20 protein-coding genes are annotated in these 24,660 nt (G+C 62.8%); 5 read left to right on the top strand and 15 right to left on the bottom strand.

The window, feature by feature from the left end; all coding sequences use genetic code 11:
- From OXH56_07990 to dnaA, 15 genes are all read right to left on the bottom strand, one after another.
- The coding region (locus tag OXH56_07990; GenBank protein ID MCY3555247.1) for a BspA family leucine-rich repeat surface protein at window positions 1–1,849 on the bottom strand (1,849 nt) is incomplete at its 3' end.
- A gap of 599 nt (window positions 1,850–2,448) precedes the next feature.
- Window positions 2,449–3,513: a [LysW]-lysine hydrolase gene (locus OXH56_07985; protein ID MCY3555246.1), complete on the bottom strand. Its 1,065-nt coding sequence runs from the start codon at window positions 3,511–3,513 to the stop codon at window positions 2,449–2,451.
- Complete coding sequence (locus OXH56_07980; protein MCY3555245.1) at window positions 3,510–4,751, bottom strand: acetylornithine/succinylornithine family transaminase; 1,242 nt, start codon at window positions 4,749–4,751, stop codon at window positions 3,510–3,512. Before OXH56_07980 ends, OXH56_07985 begins: the two co-directional genes overlap by 4 nt.
- Before the next feature lie 114 nt (window positions 4,752–4,865).
- Window positions 4,866–5,663 carry a [LysW]-aminoadipate kinase gene (locus OXH56_07975; GenBank protein MCY3555244.1) on the bottom strand — a complete coding sequence of 266 codons (798 nt, stop codon included), beginning with the start codon at window positions 5,661–5,663 and terminating at the stop codon, window positions 4,866–4,868.
- Complete coding sequence (gene hisS, locus OXH56_07970) at window positions 5,660–6,925, bottom strand: histidine--tRNA ligase (GenBank protein ID MCY3555243.1); 1,266 nt, start codon at window positions 6,923–6,925, stop codon at window positions 5,660–5,662. The genes OXH56_07975 and hisS overlap by 4 nt, the downstream gene beginning before the upstream one ends.
- A gap of 7 nt (window positions 6,926–6,932) precedes the next feature.
- Complete coding sequence (argC, locus tag OXH56_07965) at window positions 6,933–7,976, bottom strand: N-acetyl-gamma-glutamyl-phosphate reductase (protein MCY3555242.1); 1,044 nt, start codon at window positions 7,974–7,976, stop codon at window positions 6,933–6,935.
- The gene (gene lysX / locus OXH56_07960) at window positions 7,973–8,812 is read right to left on the bottom strand and encodes a lysine biosynthesis protein LysX (GenBank protein ID MCY3555241.1); all 840 of its coding nucleotides are present in this window, start codon (window positions 8,810–8,812) and stop codon (window positions 7,973–7,975) included. Before lysX ends, argC begins: the two co-directional genes overlap by 4 nt.
- Window positions 8,809–9,699: a RimK family alpha-L-glutamate ligase gene (locus OXH56_07955; GenBank protein MCY3555240.1), complete on the bottom strand. Its 891-nt coding sequence runs from the start codon at window positions 9,697–9,699 to the stop codon at window positions 8,809–8,811. The genes lysX and OXH56_07955 overlap by 4 nt, the downstream gene beginning before the upstream one ends.
- Window positions 9,700–9,983: 284 nt before the next feature.
- Window positions 9,984–10,151, bottom strand: coding sequence for a lysine biosynthesis protein LysW (lysW, locus tag OXH56_07950; GenBank protein MCY3555239.1), 168 nt, complete (start codon window positions 10,149–10,151; stop codon window positions 9,984–9,986).
- A gap of 102 nt (window positions 10,152–10,253) precedes the next feature.
- Window positions 10,254–12,773, bottom strand: coding sequence for a DNA gyrase subunit A (gene gyrA, locus OXH56_07945; GenBank protein MCY3555238.1), 2,520 nt, complete (start codon window positions 12,771–12,773; stop codon window positions 10,254–10,256).
- A 57-nt stretch (window positions 12,774–12,830) separates the two neighbouring features.
- Complete coding sequence (gyrB, locus tag OXH56_07940; protein MCY3555237.1) at window positions 12,831–15,317, bottom strand: DNA topoisomerase (ATP-hydrolyzing) subunit B; 2,487 nt, start codon at window positions 15,315–15,317, stop codon at window positions 12,831–12,833.
- A 5-nt stretch (window positions 15,318–15,322) separates the two neighbouring features.
- Complete coding sequence (locus OXH56_07935) at window positions 15,323–15,628, bottom strand: DUF721 domain-containing protein (GenBank protein ID MCY3555236.1); 306 nt, start codon at window positions 15,626–15,628, stop codon at window positions 15,323–15,325.
- Between the two features lie 10 nt (window positions 15,629–15,638).
- Window positions 15,639–16,748 (bottom strand): DNA replication/repair protein RecF, encoded by a 1,110-nt coding sequence (gene recF / locus OXH56_07930; GenBank protein MCY3555235.1) that lies wholly within the window; start codon window positions 16,746–16,748, stop codon window positions 15,639–15,641.
- A 1-nt stretch (window position 16,749) separates the two neighbouring features.
- On the bottom strand, window positions 16,750–17,880 hold the full coding sequence (gene dnaN / locus OXH56_07925; GenBank protein MCY3555234.1) for a DNA polymerase III subunit beta: 1,131 nt from the start codon (window positions 17,878–17,880) through the stop codon (window positions 16,750–16,752).
- 787 nt (window positions 17,881–18,667) lie between these two features.
- Complete coding sequence (gene dnaA, locus OXH56_07920) at window positions 18,668–20,074, bottom strand: chromosomal replication initiator protein DnaA (protein ID MCY3555233.1); 1,407 nt, start codon at window positions 20,072–20,074, stop codon at window positions 18,668–18,670.
- 343 nt (window positions 20,075–20,417) lie between these two features.
- Here dnaA and rpmH point away from each other — a divergent pair, with 343 nt between their 5' ends.
- The 5 genes from rpmH (at window position 20,418) to mnmE (ending at window position 24,654) form a co-directional block, all read left to right on the top strand.
- Window positions 20,418–20,552: a 50S ribosomal protein L34 gene (rpmH, locus tag OXH56_07915; protein MCY3555232.1), complete on the top strand. Its 135-nt coding sequence runs from the start codon at window positions 20,418–20,420 to the stop codon at window positions 20,550–20,552.
- 32 nt (window positions 20,553–20,584) lie between these two features.
- Entirely contained in the window at window positions 20,585–20,956 is a 372-nt protein-coding gene (gene rnpA / locus OXH56_07910; protein ID MCY3555231.1) for a ribonuclease P protein component, read from the top strand.
- Complete coding sequence (yidD, locus tag OXH56_07905; protein ID MCY3555230.1) at window positions 20,941–21,303, top strand: membrane protein insertion efficiency factor YidD; 363 nt, start codon at window positions 20,941–20,943, stop codon at window positions 21,301–21,303. Before rnpA ends, yidD begins: the two co-directional genes overlap by 16 nt.
- 39 nt (window positions 21,304–21,342) lie before the next feature.
- Window positions 21,343–23,142 carry a membrane protein insertase YidC gene (gene yidC, locus OXH56_07900; protein MCY3555229.1) on the top strand — a complete coding sequence of 600 codons (1,800 nt, stop codon included), beginning with the start codon at window positions 21,343–21,345 and terminating at the stop codon, window positions 23,140–23,142.
- A 129-nt stretch (window positions 23,143–23,271) separates the two neighbouring features.
- A complete protein-coding gene (mnmE, locus tag OXH56_07895) occupies window positions 23,272–24,654 on the top strand; it encodes a tRNA uridine-5-carboxymethylaminomethyl(34) synthesis GTPase MnmE (GenBank protein ID MCY3555228.1) in 1,383 nt (460 codons plus the stop codon).
- The last annotated feature ends 6 nt before the right edge of the window (window positions 24,655–24,660 follow it).

The raw sequence follows: 24,660 nt of genomic DNA, 5'->3' as shown, positions 1-24,660 counted from the left end.
GGGTATCCCCGGCGTTCGCGTCGGTGGCGTTGCCGGACAGGGTCACGGTGGAGAGTTCGCGCACCGTCTGGTCGGGGCCGGCGTCGACGGACGGCGGGGAGTTGGGCAGGCCCGTGACGTCTATGGTAAATGTCCGGGAGTTGCCGGTGCCAAAGTCTCCGGTGGAGTTCGCTGTGATGGTCACCGTGTACACGTCCCTGGTGGGGGTTTCCTTCATCACGAGGTTGGTGCCGTTCAGCTCGAAGGAGCCGGAATCGCCGCCCGGGTCGATCCCGTAGACCGGGTTCTGCCGGTCAAGGTAGTCGTTCTGCGCGGATAGACCTCCGACGGTTCCCGTTGTATCGCTATAGTCGATTGACGTGTCATCCAGCACGATGAGCCAGTTTCCCAGGTTCTGCTCGAAGGCGGATGCGCCGCCGAACATGTCGCCCATGCGGGTAACCGACGAGACGTCCCACGAGTCCAGGGGCTGATTGAAGGAGGCAGCGCCGTTGAACATGAGGGTCATGTGGGTAACAGAGGAGACGTCCCACGAGTCCAGAGGCTGGTTGAAAGACGTGGCGTTATGGAACGTGTAGTCCATGCGAGTAACCGACGAGACGTCCCACGAGTCCAGGGGCTGGTTGAAAGATGCGGCGTCATAAAACGTGGAGAACAGGCTGGTCACGGACGAGACGTCCCACGAGTCCAGGGGCTGGTCGAAGGAGGCGGCGTTCCGGAACGTCTTTAGCATGTTGGTCACGGACGAGACGTCCCACGAGTTCAGGGGTTGGTTGAAGGAGCGGGCGTTGAGGAACGAGCTACTCAGGCTGGTCACAGACGAGACGTCCCACGAGTCCAGGGGCTGGTTGAAGGCGTAGGCATTGAGGAACACCTCCTCCAGGCTGGTCACGGACGAGACGTCCCACGAGTCCAGGGGCTGATTGAAGGATTGGGCGTCAGTGAACACGGAGCGCATGTCGGTCACGGACGACGTGTTCCACGAGTCCAGCGGTTGGTTGAAGGAGTGGGCTCCCCAGAACATGGCGCGTATTTTGGTCAAAGACGACGTGTTCCAGGAGTTCAGGGGTTGGTTGAAGGAGGTAGCGCCGCGGAACATGCCGTTCATACCGGCCACGGACGAGACGTCCCATCCGGATATGTCGCCGTTGAAGGAGGATGCTTCACTGAACATCCGCGACATGTCCGTCACAGACGAGACGTTCCAGGAGGACAGAGGCCGGTTGAAGGCGGTGGCGCCGAGGAACATCCGCGACATGTCCGTCACAGACGAGACGTCCCAGGAGGACAGGGGCTTGTTGAAGGCGGTGGCGCCGCGGAACATATCAACCATGGTAGTCACAGACGAGACGTCCCAGGAAGACAGGTCGCCGTTGAAGGAGCGGGCATCGCGGAACATGTGGCTGGCGTCGGAGACGCCCGAGAGGTCGGGCGCGTCCGTCGCATTGTAACTCATGTTGTATCCGCCCCGGAACGCCGCATACATCGACGTCCACTGGGCGGTTCCCCACTGGTCTATGGATACCAGCTTGTACGCGTCATTGGTGGTGTCTAGGCGGAATCCGGTGATGCCGTCGGATATGCGCACCGTGTGGCGGCCGGCGGAATCATACGTGTGGGACTGGGTGCCGCTGACGTTCTCTTCGACGGTCCCGTCGCCCCAGTCTATGGTGTACGTGCCGCGGGCGGGAACGGTTATCGACTCGTTGCTGGTCGTCGTTCGCCAGGTGGTGACAAACCAACTGGATGGGTTGGATTGACCATGTGCTGCATCTGGATGGCCAACGACTGCCACGCAAATGGCCACCGCCACCACACACAGCATGCGGTGAAATCTGCTTCTACGCATATGAATCTCCTGCATATGGCTCATCGACATTGGGGGTCACGGGATCGTGGCTAAGGTCTGCGGCCGCTAACCGGCAAATGCTGGAAGTCGCCCCGGCACTGTTGGTTTCATCGGACCCATCCACCCGGATCCACTAGTAGCCGATTTCACATTCAAGTTCTCCAAATAGTCAATTATGTCAACTATTAAATTATTGTACTTATACTTCAATATATAGAATGAACATTCCATGAATCATGCGCCGGTAAATAGGAATGGATCCTGGGGAATTACAAGCACGCAGGCGATTTAAATCTGGCGCGTATGGCACGGCATGGGAGGGATATTCCGAAGTTCAGTACGGCAAGCCTGCGAATCAGTGCAAGCCTGGACCTGAATACGGTGCCTCAAGAGGTGGTGGATAGCGCCCACGAGTTGACCGGGAACCGCCTTGCGTTCGCTCAGCTACTCCACCGAGGGGGTTGCCGTCCGGGCCGTGCAGGGCCAGGAAACGTCGATGCGCTATCGTGGACTGCGCGTCGGGAGATTCTTCCCAGGCAAGAAGGAAAGCAGCGAGGAGTTCGGTTCTCAGTCCGGTTGGGAGCGCGAGACAGTGACTTTCAGGCGGTCGGGGAGCCCGCGGCGGTCAACTGCTTCAGCGCGGCCGTCAACACCTCGATGGCCCGCAGATACTCTTCCAGGACGATGTGCTCGTCCGGTGTATGGTCCAGGCTGGAGTCGCCGGGACCGTAGGCCGCGATCGGGCAATTCCAGGCCGGTCCGACGATGCACATGTCCGAGGTGCCCGTCTTCTTCTTGAAAGTGGGGCGGCCGCCTTCTTGTCTGATGCCCCGCAAAAGCGCCCGGATCAGCGCCGTGTTCTTCTCGGCGACCACGCCCGGCAGCCGCTGGTCGCATGTGATTTCCGCTGGGACCGCCTGTTCCATCACGAAACCGATCAGGCCATCCAGGTCGTAACCGGGCGGCACGCGCACCGAGAAGTACGCCTCGACGCCCTCGGTCAATCCCTCGTCCGTAGTGTTGAATCGTCTCAACTCGAGCCGGGGAGACCCGAATTCGCTTTCCGTGGCCTGGCCGGCGACGCGGGCTTGCATGGCGTTGTACAGGTCGATCGCCCGTTCGGCGGCGCGTTTGTGATCGCCGGCGTGATGGGCGTTGGGCTGCTCGAGGCGGTAGTCGAACCCCACGTGGCCCTTGTACCCGATGGTGACGCTGTCCCAACCGCTCGGTTCACCGATGAACACGCAGTCGGGCCGCATGCGGTCCACCAGGTGGCGGGCGCCCTTCGAGGTGGGGCACTCCTCCTCCACGGCGCCGACGACGGTGATCCGGCCGCCGGTGGTTTCCGTGAGGCGGGACGCGGCGGCCGCGAAGGTCGCCAGGGGGCCCTTGGCGTCTACCGTGCCGCGGCCGTAAAGCCTGTCCGATTCCTCCCGGATGGGAACGATCCCGGGTACCGTGTCGATATGCCCGACCAGGGCGATATGCGGTTCGCCGTGGCCAATCTCGCCCACCACGTTCCCGGCCTCGTCCACGTAGGCGCGAAGCCCCCGGCGATCCATGGCGTCCACCAGGAAGGAAACGGCCTCGCCTTCCTGCGTGGAAGGGCTGTAACGCTCGACCAGGCCTCGCAGCAGCGCGATGTCGTCGCGGTCGCGACTCATTCGGCCTCCGGGGCTCCGGCAGGACTTCGCCGCGCACGTCTCCGGTCCCGGGCCGCATCGTCCGCCGAACTTCCCTCCAACGATCCCAGCACCACACCCACGGTCTCTACCACCTGGTCGATCTCCTCCCTGGAAATCGACAGGGGCGGGAGGAAGCGCAGCACCGTGTTGCCCGCGGGCAGGGCCATCACGCCGCGTTCCATGAGTCCGCGGAGGACGGGGGTGACCCGTCCCTTCATCTCGACGCCGATGATCAGGCCCAGGCCCCTGATCTCCCGGACAAAGGGCGCGTCCAGCGCCGCAAGTGCATCCCGGAAGTACGCGCCGTTCTCCCGAGCCTTCTCGACGAGCCCTTCTTCCTCCAGCACGCGCAGCGTGGCCAGGCCCGCCGCGCAGACCACCGGGCTGCCGCCAAAGGTGTTGCCGTGGGACATGGAGGGGACGTCCCGGACCGAGTCGGCACACAGCGTAGCGCCCACGGGCAGGCCGCCGGCCATGGCTTTGGCCAGGCAGAGCATGTCCGGCCGCAGGCCATGGTGCTCGCAGGCGAACATGGCGCCGGTCCGGCCGAATCCGGTTTGCACCTCGTCCACGATGAACAGGACACCCCGTTCCCGGCACAGGGCTTCCACGCGTTTCAGATAGGCGCCGTCGCCGATCCGAACGCCGCCCTCGCCCTGTACCACCTCCAGGATTACCGCGGCCGTCCCGTCGCCGATGGATTCCTCCATGACGGAGACATCGTTGTATTTCACGTGGGTGAAACCGGGCACGAGGGGTTCGAAGGGGGCGCGGTACTTGGGATTCCAGGTGGCGCTCAGGGCCCCGAAGGTACGTCCGTGAAATCCGCGCTGGGCCGCGATGATGCCCTGCCGGCCGGTAGCGACGCGGGCGAATTTCAGCGCCGCCTCCACCGCTTCCGTGCCTGAATTGCACAGGAAGAGCCGGTCCAGCCCCTCCGGGGCCACCCGGGTCAGGGCTACGGCCAGTTCCGCCCGGAGGTCATTGTAGAAGGTGTCCGGACAGATTACGAGCCGCTCCGCCTGCCGCGCGACCGCCTCCGTCACGGCCGGATGGCAGTGGCCTACATTGGCCGTACCGATCCCGCCGATGCAATCGATGTATTCCTTGCCTTCTGCATCCCAGACGCGCGCGCCGCTGCCCCGGACGATCACCACGTCCCGCTTGGGCAGAATGCCCATCGACGCCTGGTTTTCCATGGCCTGGTAGTCTGTCATTTCAGCTTGCTCCGATCCGTATTTCCGGTTCATCCGCCTCGGCGCGGACCGTCCCCGCCCGGGCGGCCGCAACCCGCCCGCGGCCACAACGCGATCGTTCCGCGCCTGCGCCTGCTACCCGATCACCGTGCCCTCGCCGCGCAAGGCCGCCGTGACCGGTTCGGGGATCCTGCCGTCCCCCAGGATCACCTGGCCCACGCCGACCTCGAGCGCCTCCTTCGCACCGAGCAGCTTCTTCTTCATGCGGTCCCGGGCGTGGGTTTCGATCTCCCGGTCGATTTCGTCGCGGGATATCCGAGGTATCAGTGTGTCCTCATCGTCCGCATCCTCCAGGAACCCCGGCGTATTGGAGAGTATGACCAGCCGTTCCGCGCCGAGGGCGTCGGCGATCACCGCGGCCGCGCGGTCCCCGTCAATGTTGATCACCTCGCCTTCGTAGCTGATGGCGGGGGGACTGATGACGGGCAGGTAGCCCTGGTCGAGGAGCGTGGTCAGGAGCGAGACGTTCGCCCTTTCGATCCGGCCGGTGTAGTCATCCCGCAGGATCTTCGTCCGGCCGTCCTCCACGATGCGGATACTGGGTTTCCGGCGGCCCTCGAGCAGACGGCCGTCCACGCCGCTAAGGCCGACGGCGTTGACCCCGAGCTGCTGCAGTCTCTCGACGATGCGGGTGTTGCGCTTTCCACAGTACACCATGGTGAAGATGTCCAGCGTTTCCTGATCGGTGACCCGGCTCGTGTATCCCGACGGCGACGTGACCATGCGGGGCGGCTTGCCCAGTTGCTCGGAAATCCGGTTCAATTCGTCGGACGCGCCGTGCACCAGCACCAGCGGTTCGGTCTGCCGGGCGATGTCCTCCAGGACGTAATCCAGGTTGATGCCCCGGCTTCCGCCCGTCTTCACCACGATCATTGAGTCTTCCCTTCTTTAACGGCGGCCACGGCCTGAGGCCGGGGCACGGACGCCTGCGTGCTGTCCGCCATGCGCCGGATCATCACGACGCCGTTTCTCACCTCTTCTTCACCGATGATCAGGGTATAGGCGGCGCCGAGCCGGCCGGCCTGTCTCATCTGGGCCTTCAGGCTCCGGTCTTCCCACAGTGCCGTCGCGCCCACGCCGGCCGCGCGCAGCTCCTGCGCCAGGACCACCGCGGCGGACTTGGCCTCCGCGCCGAGATAGGCGACGAATACCCGCGGCTTCGGCACTCCGGGAGGGTCGATCCCCTCCTGCTTCATCGTGAGTATGATGCGTTCGATGCCGGAGGCGAATCCGATCGCCGGGGTCTCGGGACCGCCGACCATGCCGATCAGCCCGTCGTAGCGGCCGCCACCGCACACCGCGTTCTGCGCCCCGATGCCCTCGGCCCAGACCTCGAACACCGTCTTCGTGTAGTAGTCGAACCCGCGCACCAGGCGATGGTTGACCTCGTAGGGCCGGCCCAGGTCGTCCAGGTAGGACCTCAACCGGTCGAAGTGGGTTCTGCATTCGTCGCACAGGGAATCCGCGATCCGCGACGCTTCGTCCGCGATCGCGCGGCAGGTCTCCTTCTTGCAGTCCAGCAGCCGGAGCGGGTTCTGCTCGTAGCGGCGCGCGCAGTCGGCGCAGACCCCGTCCAGGCGGTCCGCGTACCAGGCCCGAAGCTTTTCCACGTATCCCGGACGGCACACCGGGCAACCCGTGCTGTTCACCTGGAAGGACAGGTTCTTGATGCCGACCGATTCGTAGATCTGCCAGGCGACCTGCATGACCTCGAGATCGATGGCCGGATCCTGGCTGCCCAGTACTTCCACGTCGATCTGGTAGAACTGGCGGTACCGGCCCGCCTGGGGACGCTCGTACCGGAAGGCGGGGCCGATGGTGAAGAGACGCAGGGGCTGGGGCCGGCCGTGCAGCTTGCGCTCGGCGTAGGCCCGGCAGATCCCCGCGGTGAACTCGGGACGCAGGGTCATGCGCTCCTCGTTGCGGTCGAGGAAAGTGTACATCTCCTTCTCGACGATGTCGGTGGATTCGCCGACGCTCCGCTCGAAGAGGCCGGTCTGCTCGAAGACCGGCACGTCGATCTGCTCGTAGCCGAAGAGTTCGCAGACCCGGCGCGTGGTCTCGGTCACGTGGCGCCAGTAGGCCTGGTCTTCCGGCAGGATGTCGTAGGTGCCTCTCGGTGCCCTGTAGTTCATATCCGTCCTATACCGGGTGGAGGCCCGGAAACTCCAGGCCCGTCCGTTCGTCCCACCCGTGCATGATGTTGAGGGCCTGCACGGCCTGTCCGGCCGCGCCCTTGACCAGGTTGTCCAGTGCGCCCATGACCACGACCCGGTCGCTGTGCTCGTCTCGCTCGAACCCGATGTCGCAGTAATTGGTGCCCGCGAGGAACTTCGGATCGGGATAGCGGAACACGCCCTGGCGTTCCTTGATGATGCGGATGAAGGGTTCCCGGCTATAGGCCGCCCGGTAGATGCCCCAGATATCCTTGTCGGCCAGGCCGTCGTTCACAAAGGCATGGGTCGTCATGAGGATGCCGCGCACCAGTTCGATGGCCGTCGCCGAGAAATGGACTTTGGGTGCATGCCCGCCGAAGGTGAGCTCCTGCACGATCTCCGCCGTGTGGCGATGTCCCGTGGGCTTGAAGGACCGCACGGCCCCGCTGCGGTCCGGGTGGTGGGTGGACCGGTCGGCCCGGTGTCCCGCCGCGGAGGAGCCGATCTTCCCCTCCATGAAAATTCGGGAGGGATCGACGGCCCCGGCCCTGAGGAGGGGCGCCAGCGACAGGATCGCCGTGGCGGCCAGGCACCCGGTGCACGCGACGCATTCCGCTTCCCGAATCTCGTCCCGGTAGAGTTCGGCCAGGCCGTACACGAACCGGCCGAGGACATCGGGATGGGCATGGGTGTGTCCGTACCAGGTCGGATAGTCCGCCGGATCCCGCAGGCGGAAGTCCGCGCTCAGGTCTATGACGCGGCCCGACAGGCCGGAAACGGCGTCCCACCTCTGCATGGCCTCCCCGTGGGGCAGGCACAGGCACAGGACATCGCAGGGCTCGAGGTCGGCCAGGGCGCTGAACTTGAGGTCCGTAACCCGCCGCAGGTTCGGATGGGACCGGCCCACGGGCTTGCCCGCAAGCGATTCCGAAGTCACCTGTCCGATTTCGATTTCCGGGTGGAACAGGAGCAGGCGGAGCAGTTCCCCTCCGCCATAGCCGGACGCGCCGGCGATAGACACCTTGATCATGATTGGGCCACCTTTACCAGATAATCGATGATTCGGCCGGGAATGTCCACGCCCGTCGGCTTGATGCTGTTCCGGAACTCCATGGTGTAGTTGACCTCGTTGACCAGGATCCCGTCCGGCGATTCCAGCAGGTCGACGGCCACCACGCCGCCGCCCACCGCTTCCGCGGCGCGGGCGGAAAGCGTCCCCACCTCGCCCTCCACGGGACAGTCGGCCGTCGTCCCGCCCAGGGCGGTATTGGTCTTCCAGTGGTCCGAGTACCGGTAAACGGCGCATATGGTCTCGCCGTCGACCACGAAGGACCGGATATCCCGGCCAGGCTTGTCCACGTACTCCTGGATGTAGATCACCGAATGCTGATAGGACCCCAGGGTCTCCTTGTGCTCGAGCACCGCTTCGGCGGCATGACGGTCGTTCACGCGCGCGATGAGGCGCCCCCACGAACCGATGGGCGGTTTGAGCACGACGGGATAGCCCATGGATTCCATTTCCTCCAGCGCCGACTCGGCTGTGAACGCGACGCGGGCCTTCGGCGTGGGTACTCCGTGGTCCACCAGTGCCATGGTCGTCAGGAACTTGTTGCCGCACACACGGGCCACCTCGTAGGTATTGACGGTCCTGATGCCGCCGGCATTGAGCATCTTCAGCGAGTTGAGGGCCCTGGAGTGGTTGATGCACCGCTCGAGTATGACGTCGTGGTCGTACCGGTGGTTCTCCAGGTCGAAGACGATGCGCCGGTCGTCCAGCCGGTCGAAGACGATACCCCGTTTCGCCGCGGCCTCAAAGAGCATCTTCTGTTCCGTGGAAACGATGGACAGCAACATGCCGATCTTCACGAGTTTCGTCCTCCCCGCGATACCGAGTCCGGCCGAGACACCGCGCCCCCCCGCGCCACGGCGTCCGCCACGTAGTCCATGATCTTCCCCGGGATATTGACCCCGGTGGCGTCCGACGCGTCCGAAAGCCCGGACGGCGGGCCCATCTCCTGCACGAACCAGGCGTCCTTCGTGCGTACCATATCCACCACCGCGATACCGCCGCCGATTGCCCGGACGGCGGCGACCGCCAGGTCGTTCAGTTCCTCCGTGACGGGTTCCTGCTTCATCAGGCCGCCGGCGGTGATGGTCCCGATCCAGTGATGGGTCAGCACCGATACGGCGGCCACTGTCTCGTCACCGACCACGTACGCCCTGATGTCGTGTCCGGGCGTATCGATGTGCTTTTGCATGAAGAATATGGAGTGGTGATAGGCGCCGAGGATGCGTTTGTGCTCCAGGACCGTCGCCGCCGTATACTTGTCCCCTATGCGGGAAACGAGCTGGCCCTCGGGGCCCTCCACGGGACGGAGCACGACCGGGTACCCCATGTCCTCCATGGCTTCCAGGGCGGAACGCGGCGTATAGGCCACGCGCACTTCCGGCACCGGCACCCCGTTCTCCCGCAAGGCCAGGGACGTCAGCAACCGGTTCCCGTATGTCTCCACCACCGACTGGCGGTTCACCGTCGGTATGCCCCAGTGGTCGAAGACGGTCAGTGCGTACACGGCGCGATGGTGATCGATACAGCGCTCCAGGACCCCATCCAGTTCCATGTGGCGCCGGTCCAGTTCGAAGACCAGCCGCGTGTTGTCGATCGTCTTCACGTTGATGCCGCGGCGGCGCGCCTCGGCGATCAACCGTTTCTCGTCCTTCCTGATACGCGACAGCACGATGCCCAATACCATAGATCCCGCGTCCTTCCGGATATACCGCGTCCTTCCGGATATCCGGTGTTCCCTTGCCCCGCGTGCAAAAAAAAAGAGCCGGCCTCTTCGCTCAATCGAAGAGGAACACGGCTCCCAACTGTTCCCGTGGCCCCGTAATCCCTTTCGCAGGATTACCGTGGGGCCCGATGAGCGGACGAACGTAAATCACAATCATGTTTACCATGTTTATGTTTCATTCGTTTGCTCATCTTGATTTCCTTGATATCCCGTATGTGCTCGAAACCGCCGACTAGACCGTGGGCCTATTCTCCCCAGTCTTCCTCTTCTTCCGGTGCCAGTGCGAACTCCAGTGGGCCGACGCTGATCACTTCCAGTTCCGCGCCGCACTCCGGGCACGTGATGATTTCGCCGACCACGACATCATAGTCCAGGGTGATCTCGGCGCCACATTCGGGGCAGATCCCGCTCATTGTACCCTCGCTTTACACCAGTGCAGCCTCGGAACGAAAGGCCTTTCCTCCTGAAGAACGGACGAAATATAGGGTGCGCGCCTAACGTGTCAAGCGCTTTTTTCAACCCTCCTCGTCACCGTCCGATCCGGGTGATTCGGCCGCTTCGGACGGCGTGGAATCGTCTTCGGAAGTCGCCGGATCGTCCTCTTCGTCGCCCGGCGTAATCCGGGAAACATCGATCACCCGGTCCCCCTCGCCCAGGTTGATGAGCCGGACGCCCTGGGTGTTCCGGCCGATGGGGCGCAGGTCGCGGACCGGCAGGCGTATGATGAGGCCGTTCGTGGTAATGATCATCAACTCGTCTTCGTCGGAGACCGCGTGGATCGACACGACGGGCCCATTACGCTCGCTGGTGCGTATGTTGCTCACGCCCTTGCTGTGGCGGCGGGTCAGCCGGTAGTTCTCGATGTCCGTCCGCTTCCCGTAGCCGTTCTCCGTCACGGAGAGCAGCGTGGTGTCCCGATCCGACGCCAGCATCCCCACGACCCGGTCGCCTTCGCCGAGACGTATGCCCCGCACCCCCTGTGCGCCCCGGCCCATCGTCCGGACGTCGCTCTCGTGGAAACGGACGGCCTGTCCGTTCCGGCTGGCGATGACGATGTCGTTGTCGCCGTCGGTCAGCAAGGCCTCGATGAGGGCGTCGCCCTCGAGGATGTTCAGCGCCACGATGCCGTTCCGCCGGGGATTCCCGTAGGCCGACAGCACGGTTTTCTTCACCAGGCCGCCTCGCGTCACCATCAGGATATAGTGCTCGTCGTCGAAGTTCCGGATCGGCAGGAAGGCCGCGATGCTCTCCCCCTGGTCGAGCTGCAGCAGGTTGACGACGGCTTTGCCCCGGGCCGTGCGGCCGGCTTCGGGGATCTCCCACACCTTGAGCCAGTAGCACTTGCCGCGGTTCGTGAAGAACAGGATATAGGAGTGGGTCGAGGCGGAGAAGAGGTGCTCCACGAAATCCTCTTCCCGGGTCTTCATGCCGGTGATCCCCTTGCCGCCGCGGTTCTGGCTGCGGTAGGTGTCCATGGGCAGGCGCTTGACGTAACCGGCGTGGGAAATGGTGATGACCATTTCCTCGTCGGCGATCAGGTCCTCGATGCTGAGATCGCCCTCGATGTCGATCAGCTCGGTCCGCCGCTCGTCGCCGTAGCGCTCCTTCAGGTCGATCATCTCGTCCTTGATGATCTGCATCCGGCGTTCCAGCCGCGAGAGGATGTCCCGGTAATCGGCGATCCGCGCGACCAGCTCTTCGTATTCTTCCTCCAGCTTGTCTCTTTCCAGCCCGGTCAGGCGCTGCAGGCGCATGTCCAGGATGGCCTCGACCTGGGCGCGGGACAGGCCGAACTCGTCGCCCAGGACCTCCATGGCCTCCTCGCCGGTATGCGAGCCGCGGATGACTTCGATCACGCGGTCCACATTGTCCAGCGCGACGCGCAGGCCTTCCACGATATGGGCCCGCTGCTCGGCTTTCTCGAGGTCGAAGGTGGTCCGGCGCACCAGCACCTCGTGGCGGTGGTCGATGAAGTGCTGGATGCACTCCTTGATGTTCAGGACCCGGGGCCGCCCGTCCACGAGCGCCAGCATGGTGACGCCGATGGTGGTCTCCAGCGGCGTCATCTTGAAGAGGTGGTTGAGCACGATGTTGCCCGGGATGTCCCGCCGCACGTCGATGGCGATGCGCATGCCCGACCGGTCCGACTCGTCCCGGATGTCGGTAATGCCCAGTATCTGCTTTTCCCGGACGAGGTCGGCGATCTTCTCGATCAGGCTGGACTTGTTGACCTTGTAGGGGATCTCCGTGACGACGATGGTTTCCTTTTCGCTCTGCTCGTGCACCTCGATCGTCGTGCGGGCGCGCACCTTGATCTTCCCGCGGCCGGTGTGGAAATACTCGTTGATCGCGTTGCGGCCGTAGATGATGGCGCCGGTGGCGAAATCGGGTCCCTGGATGTGCGCGGCGAGCTCCCCGATCGTGATTTCCGGGTGGTCGATCACCGCCACGATGCCGTCCACCACTTCGCTGAGGTTATGGGACGGGAGGTTGGAGGCCATGCCCACGCCGATGCCGAGGGAGCCGTTGCAGAGCAGGTTGGGGAACTTGCCCGGCAGCACGGTCGGCTCGTCTTTCGACTCGTCGTAGTTGGGCATGAAATCGACGGTGTTCTTGTCGATATCCTCCATCATCTCGATGGCCAGGCGGGACATGCGCGATTCGGTGTACCGCATGGCGCCCGGCGGATCGCCGTCGATGGACCCGAAATTGCCCTGGCCGAAGACCATGGGGTAGCGCATGCTGAAGGGCTGGGCCATCCGCGCGAGGGTATCGTACACGGCCAGGTCGCCGTGGGGGTGGTAGTCCCCGATCGTCTGGCCGACGATCTTGGCGCACTTCCGCGTGGGCCGTCCCGGCGTGAGGTTCAGGTCGCGCATCGCCACGAGAATGCGCCGCTGGGACGGCTTGAACCCGTCGCGGACGTCCGGGATCGCCCGGGACAGGTTCACGCTCATGGAGAAATCGAGATAGGAACTCTTCATCTCGTCTTCGATGAAGATCGGCTGGATGTTGTCGTGTTGTTCTACCGCCATGCTTTCCCCTTGAACGTGTTAATTCATGTTGTGATCGCGCCGGGCAGGCGCCAGGTATCAGTGCAGGTCCAGGTTGTTGACCAGCAGGGCGTTCCGCTGGATGAAATCGTTTCGCGCGGCCACGTTGTCGCCCATGAGGATCGTGAAGATCCGGTCCGCCTCCACCGCGTCGTCCAGGGTGACCCGGAGCAGCGTGCGGGTTTCGGGGTTCATCGTGGTCTGCCACAGTTCCTCGGCGTCCATCTCGGCCAGCCCCTTGTACCGCGAGATGGTGGCGCCTTCGCGCCCCACGTCCAGCACCGCGTCGATCAGCTTGCCGACGCCCCTGACCCGCTTCTCGGTCTTGTCCGTGCTGACCACCATCTCGCTGTCGATGACGTCCTCCAGCCGGAGGCACAGCTTCCGAAGGCGGCCGTACAGGGAGGGGTCCAGGGCCTCTTCGACGGGATCCACGGGCACCGGGACTTCGCCGGCTTCCTCCTGCGCTTTTCGTACTGCAGCCTGGTCGCGCAGCTCCCTCCGGTATGCGTCGTACTGGTCCCGGTCTCTCAGCATATCCAGGATGTGTTCGCGCTTCATGCCTGTCTTGACCAGCCGTCCGAGCTGCTCTTCGAAGTCCATCATCTCGCGGAGATGGGCCAGCAGCTTGTCTTCGGTCAGGGCGTGCCCGTTGCCGTTCGCGTCCGCCCGCTGCACCTTCGTGCGGTCCACGCTCTGGTTGAGCAGGTATTCCCAGAGCTCCCGGTCGTTCTTGAGGTAGTCCTCCCGGCGTCCCTTGCGCACGCGGTAGAGCGGCGGCTGGGCGATCAGGACGTGGCCGTGCTCCACCAGCGGACGCATGTAGCGGAACAGGAAGGTCAGGAGCAGCGTGCGGATGTGCAGCCCGTCATGGTCGGCGTCCGCCATGATGATCACGCGCCCGTAGCGCAGCCGGGACAGGTCGAAATCCTCGTCGATGCCGACCCCGAGCGCGGTGATGATGGGCTGGAGCTTGTCGTTGCTCAGCACCGTGTCGATGCGGGCCTTCTCCACATTGAGCGGCTTGCCCCAGAGGGGGAGGATGGCCTGGAAGGTCTTGTCGCGGCCCGACTTGGCCGTGCCGCCGGCCGAATCGCCCTCGACGAGGTAGATCTCGCAGGCCATGGGGTCCTTCAGGGTGCAGTCGGCCAGCTTCCCGGGCAGGGTGGTGTTTTCCAGCGCGCTCTTCCGGCGGGTCAGTTCCCGCGCCTTTCGGGCGGCGTCGCGGGAAACCGCCGCCTGGATGCATTTCTCGACGATCCTCTTCGCCGTGGCCGGATGTTCTTCCAGGTACACGGAGAGCCCCTCGCCGACCACCGACTCCACGACGCCGCGAATGTCGCTGTTGCCGAGCTTCTCCTTGGTCTGCCCCTCGAACTGGGGATCGGGGATGATCACGCTCACGATGGCGGTGATCCCTTCCCGCGTGTCGTCTCCGGTGATGGGCACCTTGAGGTTCTTCAGCAGGTTGTTCCGCTGGGCGTAGTTGTTGATGGAACGGGTGAGGGCCGTCTTGAAGCCCACGAGGTGGAAGCCGCCCTCCGAAGTCCGCACGGTATTGGCGTAGGTGAAGATGTTCTCCTGGTAGCCGTCGTTGTACTGGAAGGCGACGTCGATCTGGTTGCCGTCCCGTTCCTGGCGGATGCCGATGGTGTCGTGGATGGCCGTCTTGTTCTCGTTCAGGTACTCGACGAACTCGACAATGCCCCCGCGGTACTCGAAAATGGCGGATTTGCCCCTGGCTTCCTCATGCAGCTCGATGCGCATGTGGCGGTTAAGGAAGGCCAGTTCCCGGAAGCGGTGGGCGATGTGGTCGAAATTGAACTCCGTCGAGTCGAAGATCTCGTCGTCGGGTTTGAAGGAGACGGTCGTCCCGTTCTCCGTCGTCTCGCCCCGGACCTCCAGGTCGCATACGGGGATGCCCTGCTCGTAGCGCTGGTAGTAGATCTTGCCGTCCCGGCGCACTTCGACGACCAGCCATTCGGCCAGCGCGTTGACCACCGACACGCCCACGCCGTGCAGGCCTCCCGATACCTTGTAGGACTTGTTGTCGAACTTCCCGCCGGCGTGGAGCATGGTCATGACGACTTCCACGGCCGGCCGGTTCTCCGTCGGGTGCATTTCGACCGGAATGCCGCGTCCGTTGTCGATCACGGTGATCCGCCCGTCTTCTTCGATGTATACCTTGATCGTATCGCCGAATCCCTGGAGATGCTCGTCGATGGCGTTCTGCATCACCTCTTCCACGAGATGGTGCAGGCCGGAGGCGCTGGTGCTCCCGATGTACATGGCGGGGCGCTTGCGAACCCCCTCGAGCCCCTTGAGGACCTGGATGTTCTCCGCGTCGTACTGATCGGCATCCGGGGTGCCGGAGTCCGACTCCGGCGATTCCGGACCATTCGAGTGGTCCGGACGGCCTTGGCGGTCCAGGTTGTCCGGCGTGTTCGTGTTCCCGGAGCGGTCCAGGTTGTCCGGGTTTTCCAGGTTGTCCAGGCTATCCGGCGTGTTTTCCCGTGTTTCTGACATCGATTTTACCTTCTGGTATTGGTGAATATGATGTCCCGGACCAGGGGTCTTCCGAAAGACCGGTCCAGTCGGTTCAGAATGTCCGGCTTCATGTAGTGCAGTTCCTGGCTCCAGGTGGCGCTGTCGCACTCCACGAACAGCTTTCCGCCGTCGAAGAAGACTGCCCGCGCATGCGCCGCGACGCGCTCCCCGACGATCCGGGGCCAATGGTCCACGGCCTGCTGCTCCTCCAGCTTGCCTTCCATGCCGAGGTTGCGCACCAGTTCCCGGAGCGCGTCGCCAAGGGTGGTGGCCTTCTTCCGTCGCGTCACGTTCGGATCCTCAGTCATAGGGCGTCACCGCGCCTCCGTGGACGCGGAACCGGGTGATCCCCCGGTTGTAGTCCCCGATATCACTTTCCTTGGCCGTCGTAATGAAGGTCTGGCCGTAGGCCGGTACCATTTCCATCAGGCGGCCCGTCCTGGCGGCGTCGATCTCCGCGAATATGTCATCCAGCAGCAGCAGGGGCGGGGCCTGCAGCCGGCGCCACAGGAAGCGGGCTTCCGCCAGCTTGAGGGCCGTCGCCGCCGTCTTGTGCTGTCCCTGCGACCCGAAGGCCTGCAGCGAGACCCCGTTCATCCGGATGGACAGGTCGTCCCGGTGGGGCCCCACCTCCGTCATGCACCGCGCCCTCTCCCGCGGCGCGGCGCGGTCCAGCGCCTCCTCGAAGGCCTGCTCGATATCGGCAAGCGCCTCGTATTCGAAGGACGGCGCGTAGGCGATCTCGAGGCACTCGTTGTCGTCGCTCACGGCGGCGTGAATGCGGCCGGCTTCTTCCTTCAGGTCCTCGACGACTTCCACCCGCTTTCTCATGATGCGGCTGCCCAGCGCGACCAGCGGGGCGTTCCAGACCTCCAGGTCCTCCGTCCTCCCCGGCCGCTCCTGGTGCGCGCGCAAAGCCTCGTTGCGTTGCCGGACTACCCGCCTGTATTCCTGCAGGGCCGTAAGATACGGCGCGTTGGACTGCGAGATCGCGATGTCGAGGAACCGCCGTCGCGAGCCCGGCGAGCCCTGGACCAGCCTCCGGTCGTCCGGCGAGATCACGACGGCCGCCAGGATTCCATACAGGTCCGACAGGTTCCGCTGGGGCGACTCGTTTACAAAGACCTTCTTCCCCGACGGGCGGGCGTATCGGATCTGTACCTCGACCTCCCTGCCCTCCGCGGACCGGCCCTGTCCCTGTATCAGGAAGTGGTCCGCCCCCATGCGCACGAGATCCCGGTCCTGTGCCTCGCGGCAGGACCGGGCCACGCACAGGTAGTAAACCGCTTCCAGGAGGTTGGTCTTTCCTTGTCCGTTCGATCCGATGAAAACGTTCGTTTGCAAATCACAGGCCAGCGACAGGGATGCGTAATTCCTGAAATGGCTGAGGGACAGCCCTTGAAGGTGCACCTTAGCTTTCCGCCTCGGTCGTCCTGAAGGGCATGATCAGGCACTCGTAGTCCTCGCCCTCCGATTCCTCCCGGGAGGGGGTGATAATCCCCGCGCTGACCGGCGTATCCAGTTTGAAAACCACTTCCTCGCTCTCTATCCGCTCCACGACGTCGAGGAGGTAGCGGAAATCGTAGGTCGTGTCCATGGCTTCGCCTTCGTATTCGGCCGGCACCTCTTCCCGGGCCTCGCCGCCGATATCGTGGCTGAAGGAACTCAGTTCGACGAATCCCGGCCGGAAGGAATACCGGATCTGCCGGGTGGAGGGATTGGACAGCACGGACACGCGGCGGACGGCGCTCTCGAGCTCCTCGCGGTTCACCTTGACCACCTTGTCATTGCCCGTGGGAATCACCCGTTCGTAGTCCGGATAGGTCGCTTCGATCAGCCTGGCGAACAACCGGGCATTCTCCAGTTCGAACAGGACGTGGTTCTCGCCGATGGTGATCCGGGACGGCGAGTCCGATTCCCCGATGAGGCGCGAGAGGTTGTTCAGCGCCTTGGGCGGCACGATGATCCCTTCCGTGGCCGCATCGGAAACATCGCAGGGGAGCGTCGTCTTGGCCAGCCGGTGCCCATCGGTGGCCACCATCCGGACGGCACCCCGGCCTATGCGGAGGAACGCGCCCCAGAGACTCGGGTGGATCTCGTCCTTCGATACGGCGTACACTGTCTTGCGGATCAGCCGCTGCAGCGAAGACGAGGGTATCTCAATGGTCTGATCGGACGCCACGTCCGGCAGTGCCGGGTACTCGTCCTTGCTGATGCCCACCAGGCGAAAAACCCCGCGGTCACACCGGATGATCACCTTGACCCCGTCCACCTCGATATCCACGGGCGCGTCGGGCAGCTCGCGCACCATTTCCGCGAATTTCCTTCCAGGCACCGTGATCGATCCCTCTCCCGATATCTGGGCGGGGATCCTGGTCATGATGAATATGTCCAGGTCGGTGGCCCCTATGGTCAGGTGGCCGTCTTCCGTCTCCAGCAGCATGTTGGACAGGATAGGAAGGGTCGTCTTCGGCGGAACGACGTTCAGGACGGTCTGAATACCGCTCATGAGGGTGGAACTGGACGGAATGGTGATTTTCACAGGGTACTCCTTTGGGCAGCCTTCAGGGCGTTCTTCGCCGGTTACCTCGTCGGATCCGCACTGCACAGAATGAACCGGGGAGGTTTATTGTACAGTAACCTATTACTATTATTGAATATAATATAGATTACGCTCGGGACAGCGCAAGGGTTTTGTGAGGCAAAACCACCCTATATTGTAGAACGTAGCGGTATGTCTCTGAAATCGTACAATATATTGTGTATACTATCTATTGTATTATGTATGTATAAGAAAGGAATAATACTAATAAGGAATGTGGATATGTGCATAAATACGCATTAGTGATGATAACCAACAATAAATTCAATAATTTGCAAAAAAACAAAGATGTGGAGAAACAGGCACCTAAACACTTGTTTATCCACATAATCCACACACTAGAAACCAATAGGGGACAAATCAGCCAGTTATACACAAATCATTGACACTCCGCGTCCCCTTATCCCCCGGGTTATCCACATCATCTCCAGTCCGGAAATGTGCCTGATCCACGCCGATGAGCAGTCGGACGTATGAAAACCGTTCCGAGGTCTGTTCCAGGCCGAAACGAGGCCTTTTTTAACTGCGGGCGGAGATCTTTCCACACTCCGGTGCATTAACCCTGGTGGATTGGTGTGGAAATTCGGTAAATACACTATGCAACGTATTGTGGGATCAGAAGTTACAGGAGGTGATAATTGTTGACAAAATGTGGATAACCATCGAGTTATCCACAGGTTGCGGGGGATATGACAGTGTGGAGAGTGTTGCTTGACAGCAGGCGGGGCTATGAAAGGGCATTCCTGATCTTGTCGAGGTCTTCGTGCAGGTTTTCGTCGGACAAAAGAAGCTTCTCGACCGTCCGGCAGGCGTGTATGACGGTGGTGTGGTCTCTCTTGCCGAAAACCGCGCCGATATCCTTAAGCGACGCGCGGGTCATGTCCCTGCAAAGATACATGGCGGCCTGGCGGGCCGCCACGACGTGCTTCTTCCGTGTCTTCGCGGCGAGATCCTCGACGGGCACGCCGTAATGGCCGGCCGCGGCCTTTTGAATGTCGTCCATTCCCACGGAGCGCTGTTTTCTGCGGATCTTGTTGCTCAGCACCCGCTTCGCCACTTCGATGGTGATGTCGCAGTGACTCAGCGACGCGTAGGCCAGCAGGCTGAGCACGGCGCCTTCCAGCTCCCGGATGTTCGATGCGACGCGGTCGGCGATATAGGCGATGACGTCCGGGCTGAGCGACAGTCCGTCCTTGTCCGCCTTCTTCTGTAGAATGGCCTCCCGGGTCTCGTAGTCGGGCGGCTTCATGTCCGCGAGAAGCCCCCACTCGAACCGGGACACCAGCCGTTCCTCCAGGCCGGAAAGCTCCTTCGGTATCCGGTCGCTGGTCAGGACGATCTGCTTGCCCTTCTGCCGCAACACGTCGAAGGTGTGGAAGAACTCCTCCTGGGTTCGGTCCTTGTGCCCCTTGCAGAAGAACTGGATGTCGTCCACGATCAGCAGGTCGACGTTCCGGTAGGTCTGCGCGAACTCCTTCGTCTTCTTTTCCTGGATGGACTCGATGAACTCGTTGTAGAAGATCTCCGACGTGACGTACCTGCTTCGGTCGACAGTACCGAGCCGCTTCGATTCGTGGGCGATCGCCTGCGCCAGGTGGGTCTTGCCCAGGCCGACACCGCCGTAGATGACCAGGGGATTGAAGGTCTGCTGGCCCGGGGATTTCACCACGGCCAGGGACGCCGCGTGGGCGAAGTCGTTGCATTCCCCCACGACGAAGTTCTCGAAGGTGTAGTTGTCGTAGAGGTTGTCCGATTCCGTTGCGCCCGCGGCCTGATGTTCCCGGTCCGCCTGATCCGCCCGGTCCGCCCGGTCTGCCCGGTCCGCCCGGTCCGTCACGTAGGAGGGCAAGTCGGTAAGCACCGGGATGATCTGCGAATTGCCCTCGAAAATGTGATAGTCAATGACGACCTGGCGACCGAGCTGGGTCGTCACGACCTGGCTGATCTTGTCGTGAAACCGCTTCAGCATCCGTTCGCCGGAGAACGGGTTCGGTACCTCGATCGTGAATCTATCCGGTGTTACGTCATGCCCCCTTGTCCGCTCGAACCAGGTCGCGAACGTCTGCGCGGGCATCATGCCCCTCAGTTCCGATAAACACACCGACCAGAGCTGTGCAGGATCTTCCTGCTTCATTGCGTATTACCTTGTGGACTGAAGGGACTGGAAAGCCTGTGAACGGACCGGTGGTTTTTCGGTCCGAAAACATACTCGTACGCTCGCATGTAACATGCTAAATTGTTGAAATTACTACAATTAAGGTGGTGTTAGGTGCGACAACAAATCCACGGCAGGCGGAAACGTTGCGGGTCGTATCTTCAAATTAGTATGTATGGTGAGCGGGGTACTGTCAAGAGAATATCTCGAAAAGATTTGCTCCCCTGGAAAGACCAAAAACAACTTGACTTAATCGCGCTTCGGGGGTAATATGGAGGGTTGTTGTTTTTGTGAAAACAGGAAGAAAAAACGGGAGTAAACGATGAAGCGGACCTTTCAGCCGAGCAATCTCAAGCGGCACCGCAGGCACGGGTTTCGTCGAAGGATGAGCACCAGGGCGGGACGGTTGATACTGAACCGCCGACGGGCCAAGGGAAGGGTACGCGTCGCCGTTTAGGCGCCGCCCGAACGCGGCAGGACCGATGCACCATGGCCGCCGGTTCCCGACGTTTTCCCCACGACGAACGCATGAGACACCGGTGGGAGTTCGAACGGGTCAGGAAATGCGGACTGACCGTCCGCGGACGTTCGATGACCCTGTCTCTGGCCGCGTGTCCGGACCGGCTCGAGCGCCGGGTCGGTTTCATCGTGACCAGGCACTACGGCGGCGCGGTCAAGCGGAATCTGGTCCGCCGGAGAATGCGGGAAATCTACCGGTTGAACAGATGCCGCCTGAAGAGGGGGGTGCATCTGGTGCTGATCGCCCGCAGTTCCGACCGGGAATGGACCTACCGCCAGATGAACGAAGAGTTCCTGTCCCTCTACCGTACCGCGGTGACACGCTTATGTGGAAACGGCTGACCAGGGCAATTACGACCACGCTCGTCTGGGGCGTCCGCGGCTATCGGCTCGTCATCTCCCCGCTCCTCCCGCCAAGCTGCAGGTTTACCCCCACCTGTTCGAATTACGCCATCGAAGCACTGGAACGAAAAGGCCTGTTCACCGGGACCCGCATGGCCGTGTGGCGGCTGCTGCGTTGCCATCCCTTTCACCCGGGCGGTTACGATCCGGTGGAGCAACCGGACGGATCACCCGGGCCGGGCGTACAGGATTGCTGCGTCGAATCAGGCGTGCCGGCCGAATCGGGCGTGCCCGTCGGAACAACCGGGACAGGTGCACTTGGCGCACCGGACGGACCACGCGATTAGCCGCATGCCACGGCTTGAAACCCCGGAATCACAACGACCATGGAAAAACGGGTACTCGGCGCATTCGGACTGATCATTCTGACCTGGATCGGTTACTACTACATTATATACCCCATGTACGCGCCCCAGCGTCCTGCCCAGGTCGACCGGACGGTACCGCAGCAGCAGCCGGGGGATTTCGCGACCGGGGACGATCCCGCGGGCGCCTTTCCTTCAGGCGAGACCCCCGGTCAGGCTTTCGACGCGCCGCCGGATGCCACTGGACCGTCCTTTGAAGCACCGCCGGACGCCGCCGTATCGGAGCCCGGCCGGACGCCACCTCCCCGTACCGAAGAGCGCCCCCGGCAGAACCTGGCCGCGGACAGCTGGGACCGCTCCGAACGCGTGCTGTTTCTCCCTCCTGCCGAAGGCGCGCCGGCGCCCCGTGAAATCGTCGTCGAAAACCAGTACTTCCGGGGTGTGATCAATACGATGGGCGGTGTGATAACCAGCTGGAAACTCAAGGGTTACAGGGGGATTGGCGGAGAAGAAGTGGAACTCGTCCCCCCCGATCGAGAGTCCGGCCCTGACATCGTCCTCACCACGGAGCGGGGCCCCCGCAGCACCCGCGCCCTGCGCTTCGCCGCGGACCGCGACGCGGTCGTGCTGGGTCCCGGACAGTCTTCGGGGTCCGTGACGCTGACGGCCGACGCCCCGGGGGGCCTGACCATCACCAAGGCCTTCGTGATCAACCGGGACGATTACGCCGTGGATCTCCAGGTGAGGATCGACGGCGGGCAGGACCTGGCCCTGGGCAGCAAGTATTATCTCCGGTGGGGCGGCGGGATCAACGTGACGGAACGGGACTGGGACCAGGATCTTTACGCCTTCAGGGGATTCGCCTCGCTCAACGACACGGTGATCGATGAAGACCTCGGGACCGAGTTCGAAGACCCGCGGCCCGAGACCACGGGTGAGACCCACTGGGTCGGCGTGCGAAGCAAGTATTTCTTCACCGCCATGGTGCCGGTGGACCGGAAGGCCAGGGGGTACCGGCTGAACGGCCGGCCCGTGCAGCGCGCCCAATACGACGACCGGCAGATCGCCGCGGAACTGTCCATGGGACTCGCCTCTCCCCTGGTGGACAATTTCCTCCTCTATCTCGGCCCGGTCCACTACGATACCCTGGAAAGTTACGGCTACGGCCTCGAGGGCGCCGTCGATCTCGGATGGACGATCATACAGCCGATCAGCCGGATCACGCTCATTTCCCTGGTCTGGCTGCACCAGTTCATCACCAATTACGGCGTCGTGATCATCGTGCTGTCCATCATCGTGAAGATCCTGCTCTTTCCCCTGACCCACAAGAGCATGAAGGCCACGCAGGGCATGGCCGCGCTCCAGCCGAAAATGGAATCGCTCAAGGAGAAGCACAAGAACGATTCGACCAAGCTGAACCAGGAGATGATGAAGCTGTACCGGGACGCGGGGGTGAACCCGCTGGGCGGCTGCCTGCCGCTGTTGCTGCAGATGCCGATCCTCATCGCGCTCTACACCATCTTCAGCAGTACGATCGAACTGCGGGACGCGCCATTCATCGGTTGGATCCAGGACCTGTCCCTCCGGGATCCGTACTACGTGCTGCCCGTCCTCATGGCGGCCACGATGCTGATCCAGTCCAAGATGACGATGAAGGACCCCCGGCAGGCCATGTTCGTCTACATCATGCCCACGGTGCTGTTCTTCATCATGATGAACCTGCCTTCCGGACTGATCCTGTACTGGACCATGATCAACGTGCTGACCATCGTGCAGCAGGCCTTTCAGAACCGGTTCTTCCCCGTACAACCCGCCAAATGACGCACCCGCAGGGCATCGACCCGCAGGATTCCAGACGGCCGGGCAACGGCCGGCCGGGCACAGGACCGCAGCGCACCGGGCGCGGCACCGGGCGCGGCACCGGGCGCGGCAGCAAGCCTCGTTAATCCCATGACCTCGCAGGCCCCGAACGATACCATTTCCGCGATCGGCACGCCGCCCGGCGAGGGCGGACTGTGCGTGGTGCGCATGAGCGGTCCCGACGCTTTCGCCATTGCCGACCGGGTCTTCGACGGCGCGAACCGACCTTCGGAGTGCGGGACGCACACCATTCATCACGGCCACGTCGTCGATCCCCGGAGCCGCGAGCGGGTGGATGAAGTGCTCATGTCCGTATTCAGGTCGCCACGTACCTACACCCGGGAAGACCTGATCGAGTTCAGCGGTCACGGCGGCATGGTCCCGGGCGGGATGATCCTGGATGTCCTGATCCGATCGGGCGCCCGGCTGGCGGAGCCGGGAGAGTTTACTAAGCGCGCCTTTCTCAACGGAAGGATCGACCTGCTGCAGGCGGAAGCGGTGGGCGAACTCATCCGGGCGCGGACCGACGCCTGCGCGCGGGCGGCCCTCAGGCAGTTGAACGGGACCTGTTCGCAACAGGTCGACGAGTTCAGGATAACACTAATACAAATAATTGCATATATTGAAGTTACACTTGATTTCACCGAAGAGGGCATCCCCGATATGTCGCCGCAGACCTTCCTGGACCAGCTCCGACCCGTCCGGGAAGCGCTGGACCGCCTCATCAAGTCCTCCCACGAAACGCGCGTGCTGAGGGACGGCGTCCGGGTCGCGCTGCTCGGCAAGCCGAACGTGGGGAAGTCCAGCCTGCTCAACTTGCTGACGTCACGGGACCGCGCGATCGTGCATCCGGAATCGGGGACGACGCGGGATACCATCGAGGAGAGCGTCGACATCCGGGGCGTGCCCGTCGTCTTCGTGGATACGGCGGGTATCCGGAAAACCTCGGACAGGGTGGAACAGCAGGGCGTCATCCGGTCGCGCACGGAACTGGAGAAGGCCGATATCCCCCTGGCTGTGTTCGACGCGTCAAGCCCGCCGGACGACGACGACCGGCAACTGGTGAAGATGTTGTCCGGTCGGACCGCCGTGTTTATATTGAACAAGTGCGATCTGGACGCTTACGATCCGGACGCGTTTATCGAATTGACCGCGGGCGGCCGGTGGATCCGGACCTCCGCAAAACTCGGCGAAGGCCTCGAAAGCCTTCGGGAAGCGATTCTCGAAATCGCGCGGTTCGATCCTGCCGGTTTCGAATCGGGACTCGTCGTCAATGCCCGTCAGAGCGAACTGCTCGACCAGGCAAAAACGAGTCTTGACCGCGGGATCGGCGTACTGGAAGAAGGTCTCGGCGGCGAAATGGCGGCCGTCGATCTGAGGGAAAGCGTGCACCGGCTCGGTGTGCTCGTGGGTAAGGAAATCGGCGATGCCGTGCTGGATCATGTGTTCTCCAGATTCTGCATCGGCAAATGATGTTCC

The sequence above is a fragment of the Gemmatimonadota bacterium genome (assembly GCA_026702745.1).
GTDB lineage: Bacteria > JAAXHH01 > JAAXHH01 > JAAXHH01 > JAAXHH01 > JAAXHH01.
Note: the sequence above shows the minus strand (reverse complement) of the source record. Positions and strands in the feature narration are given on the sequence as shown.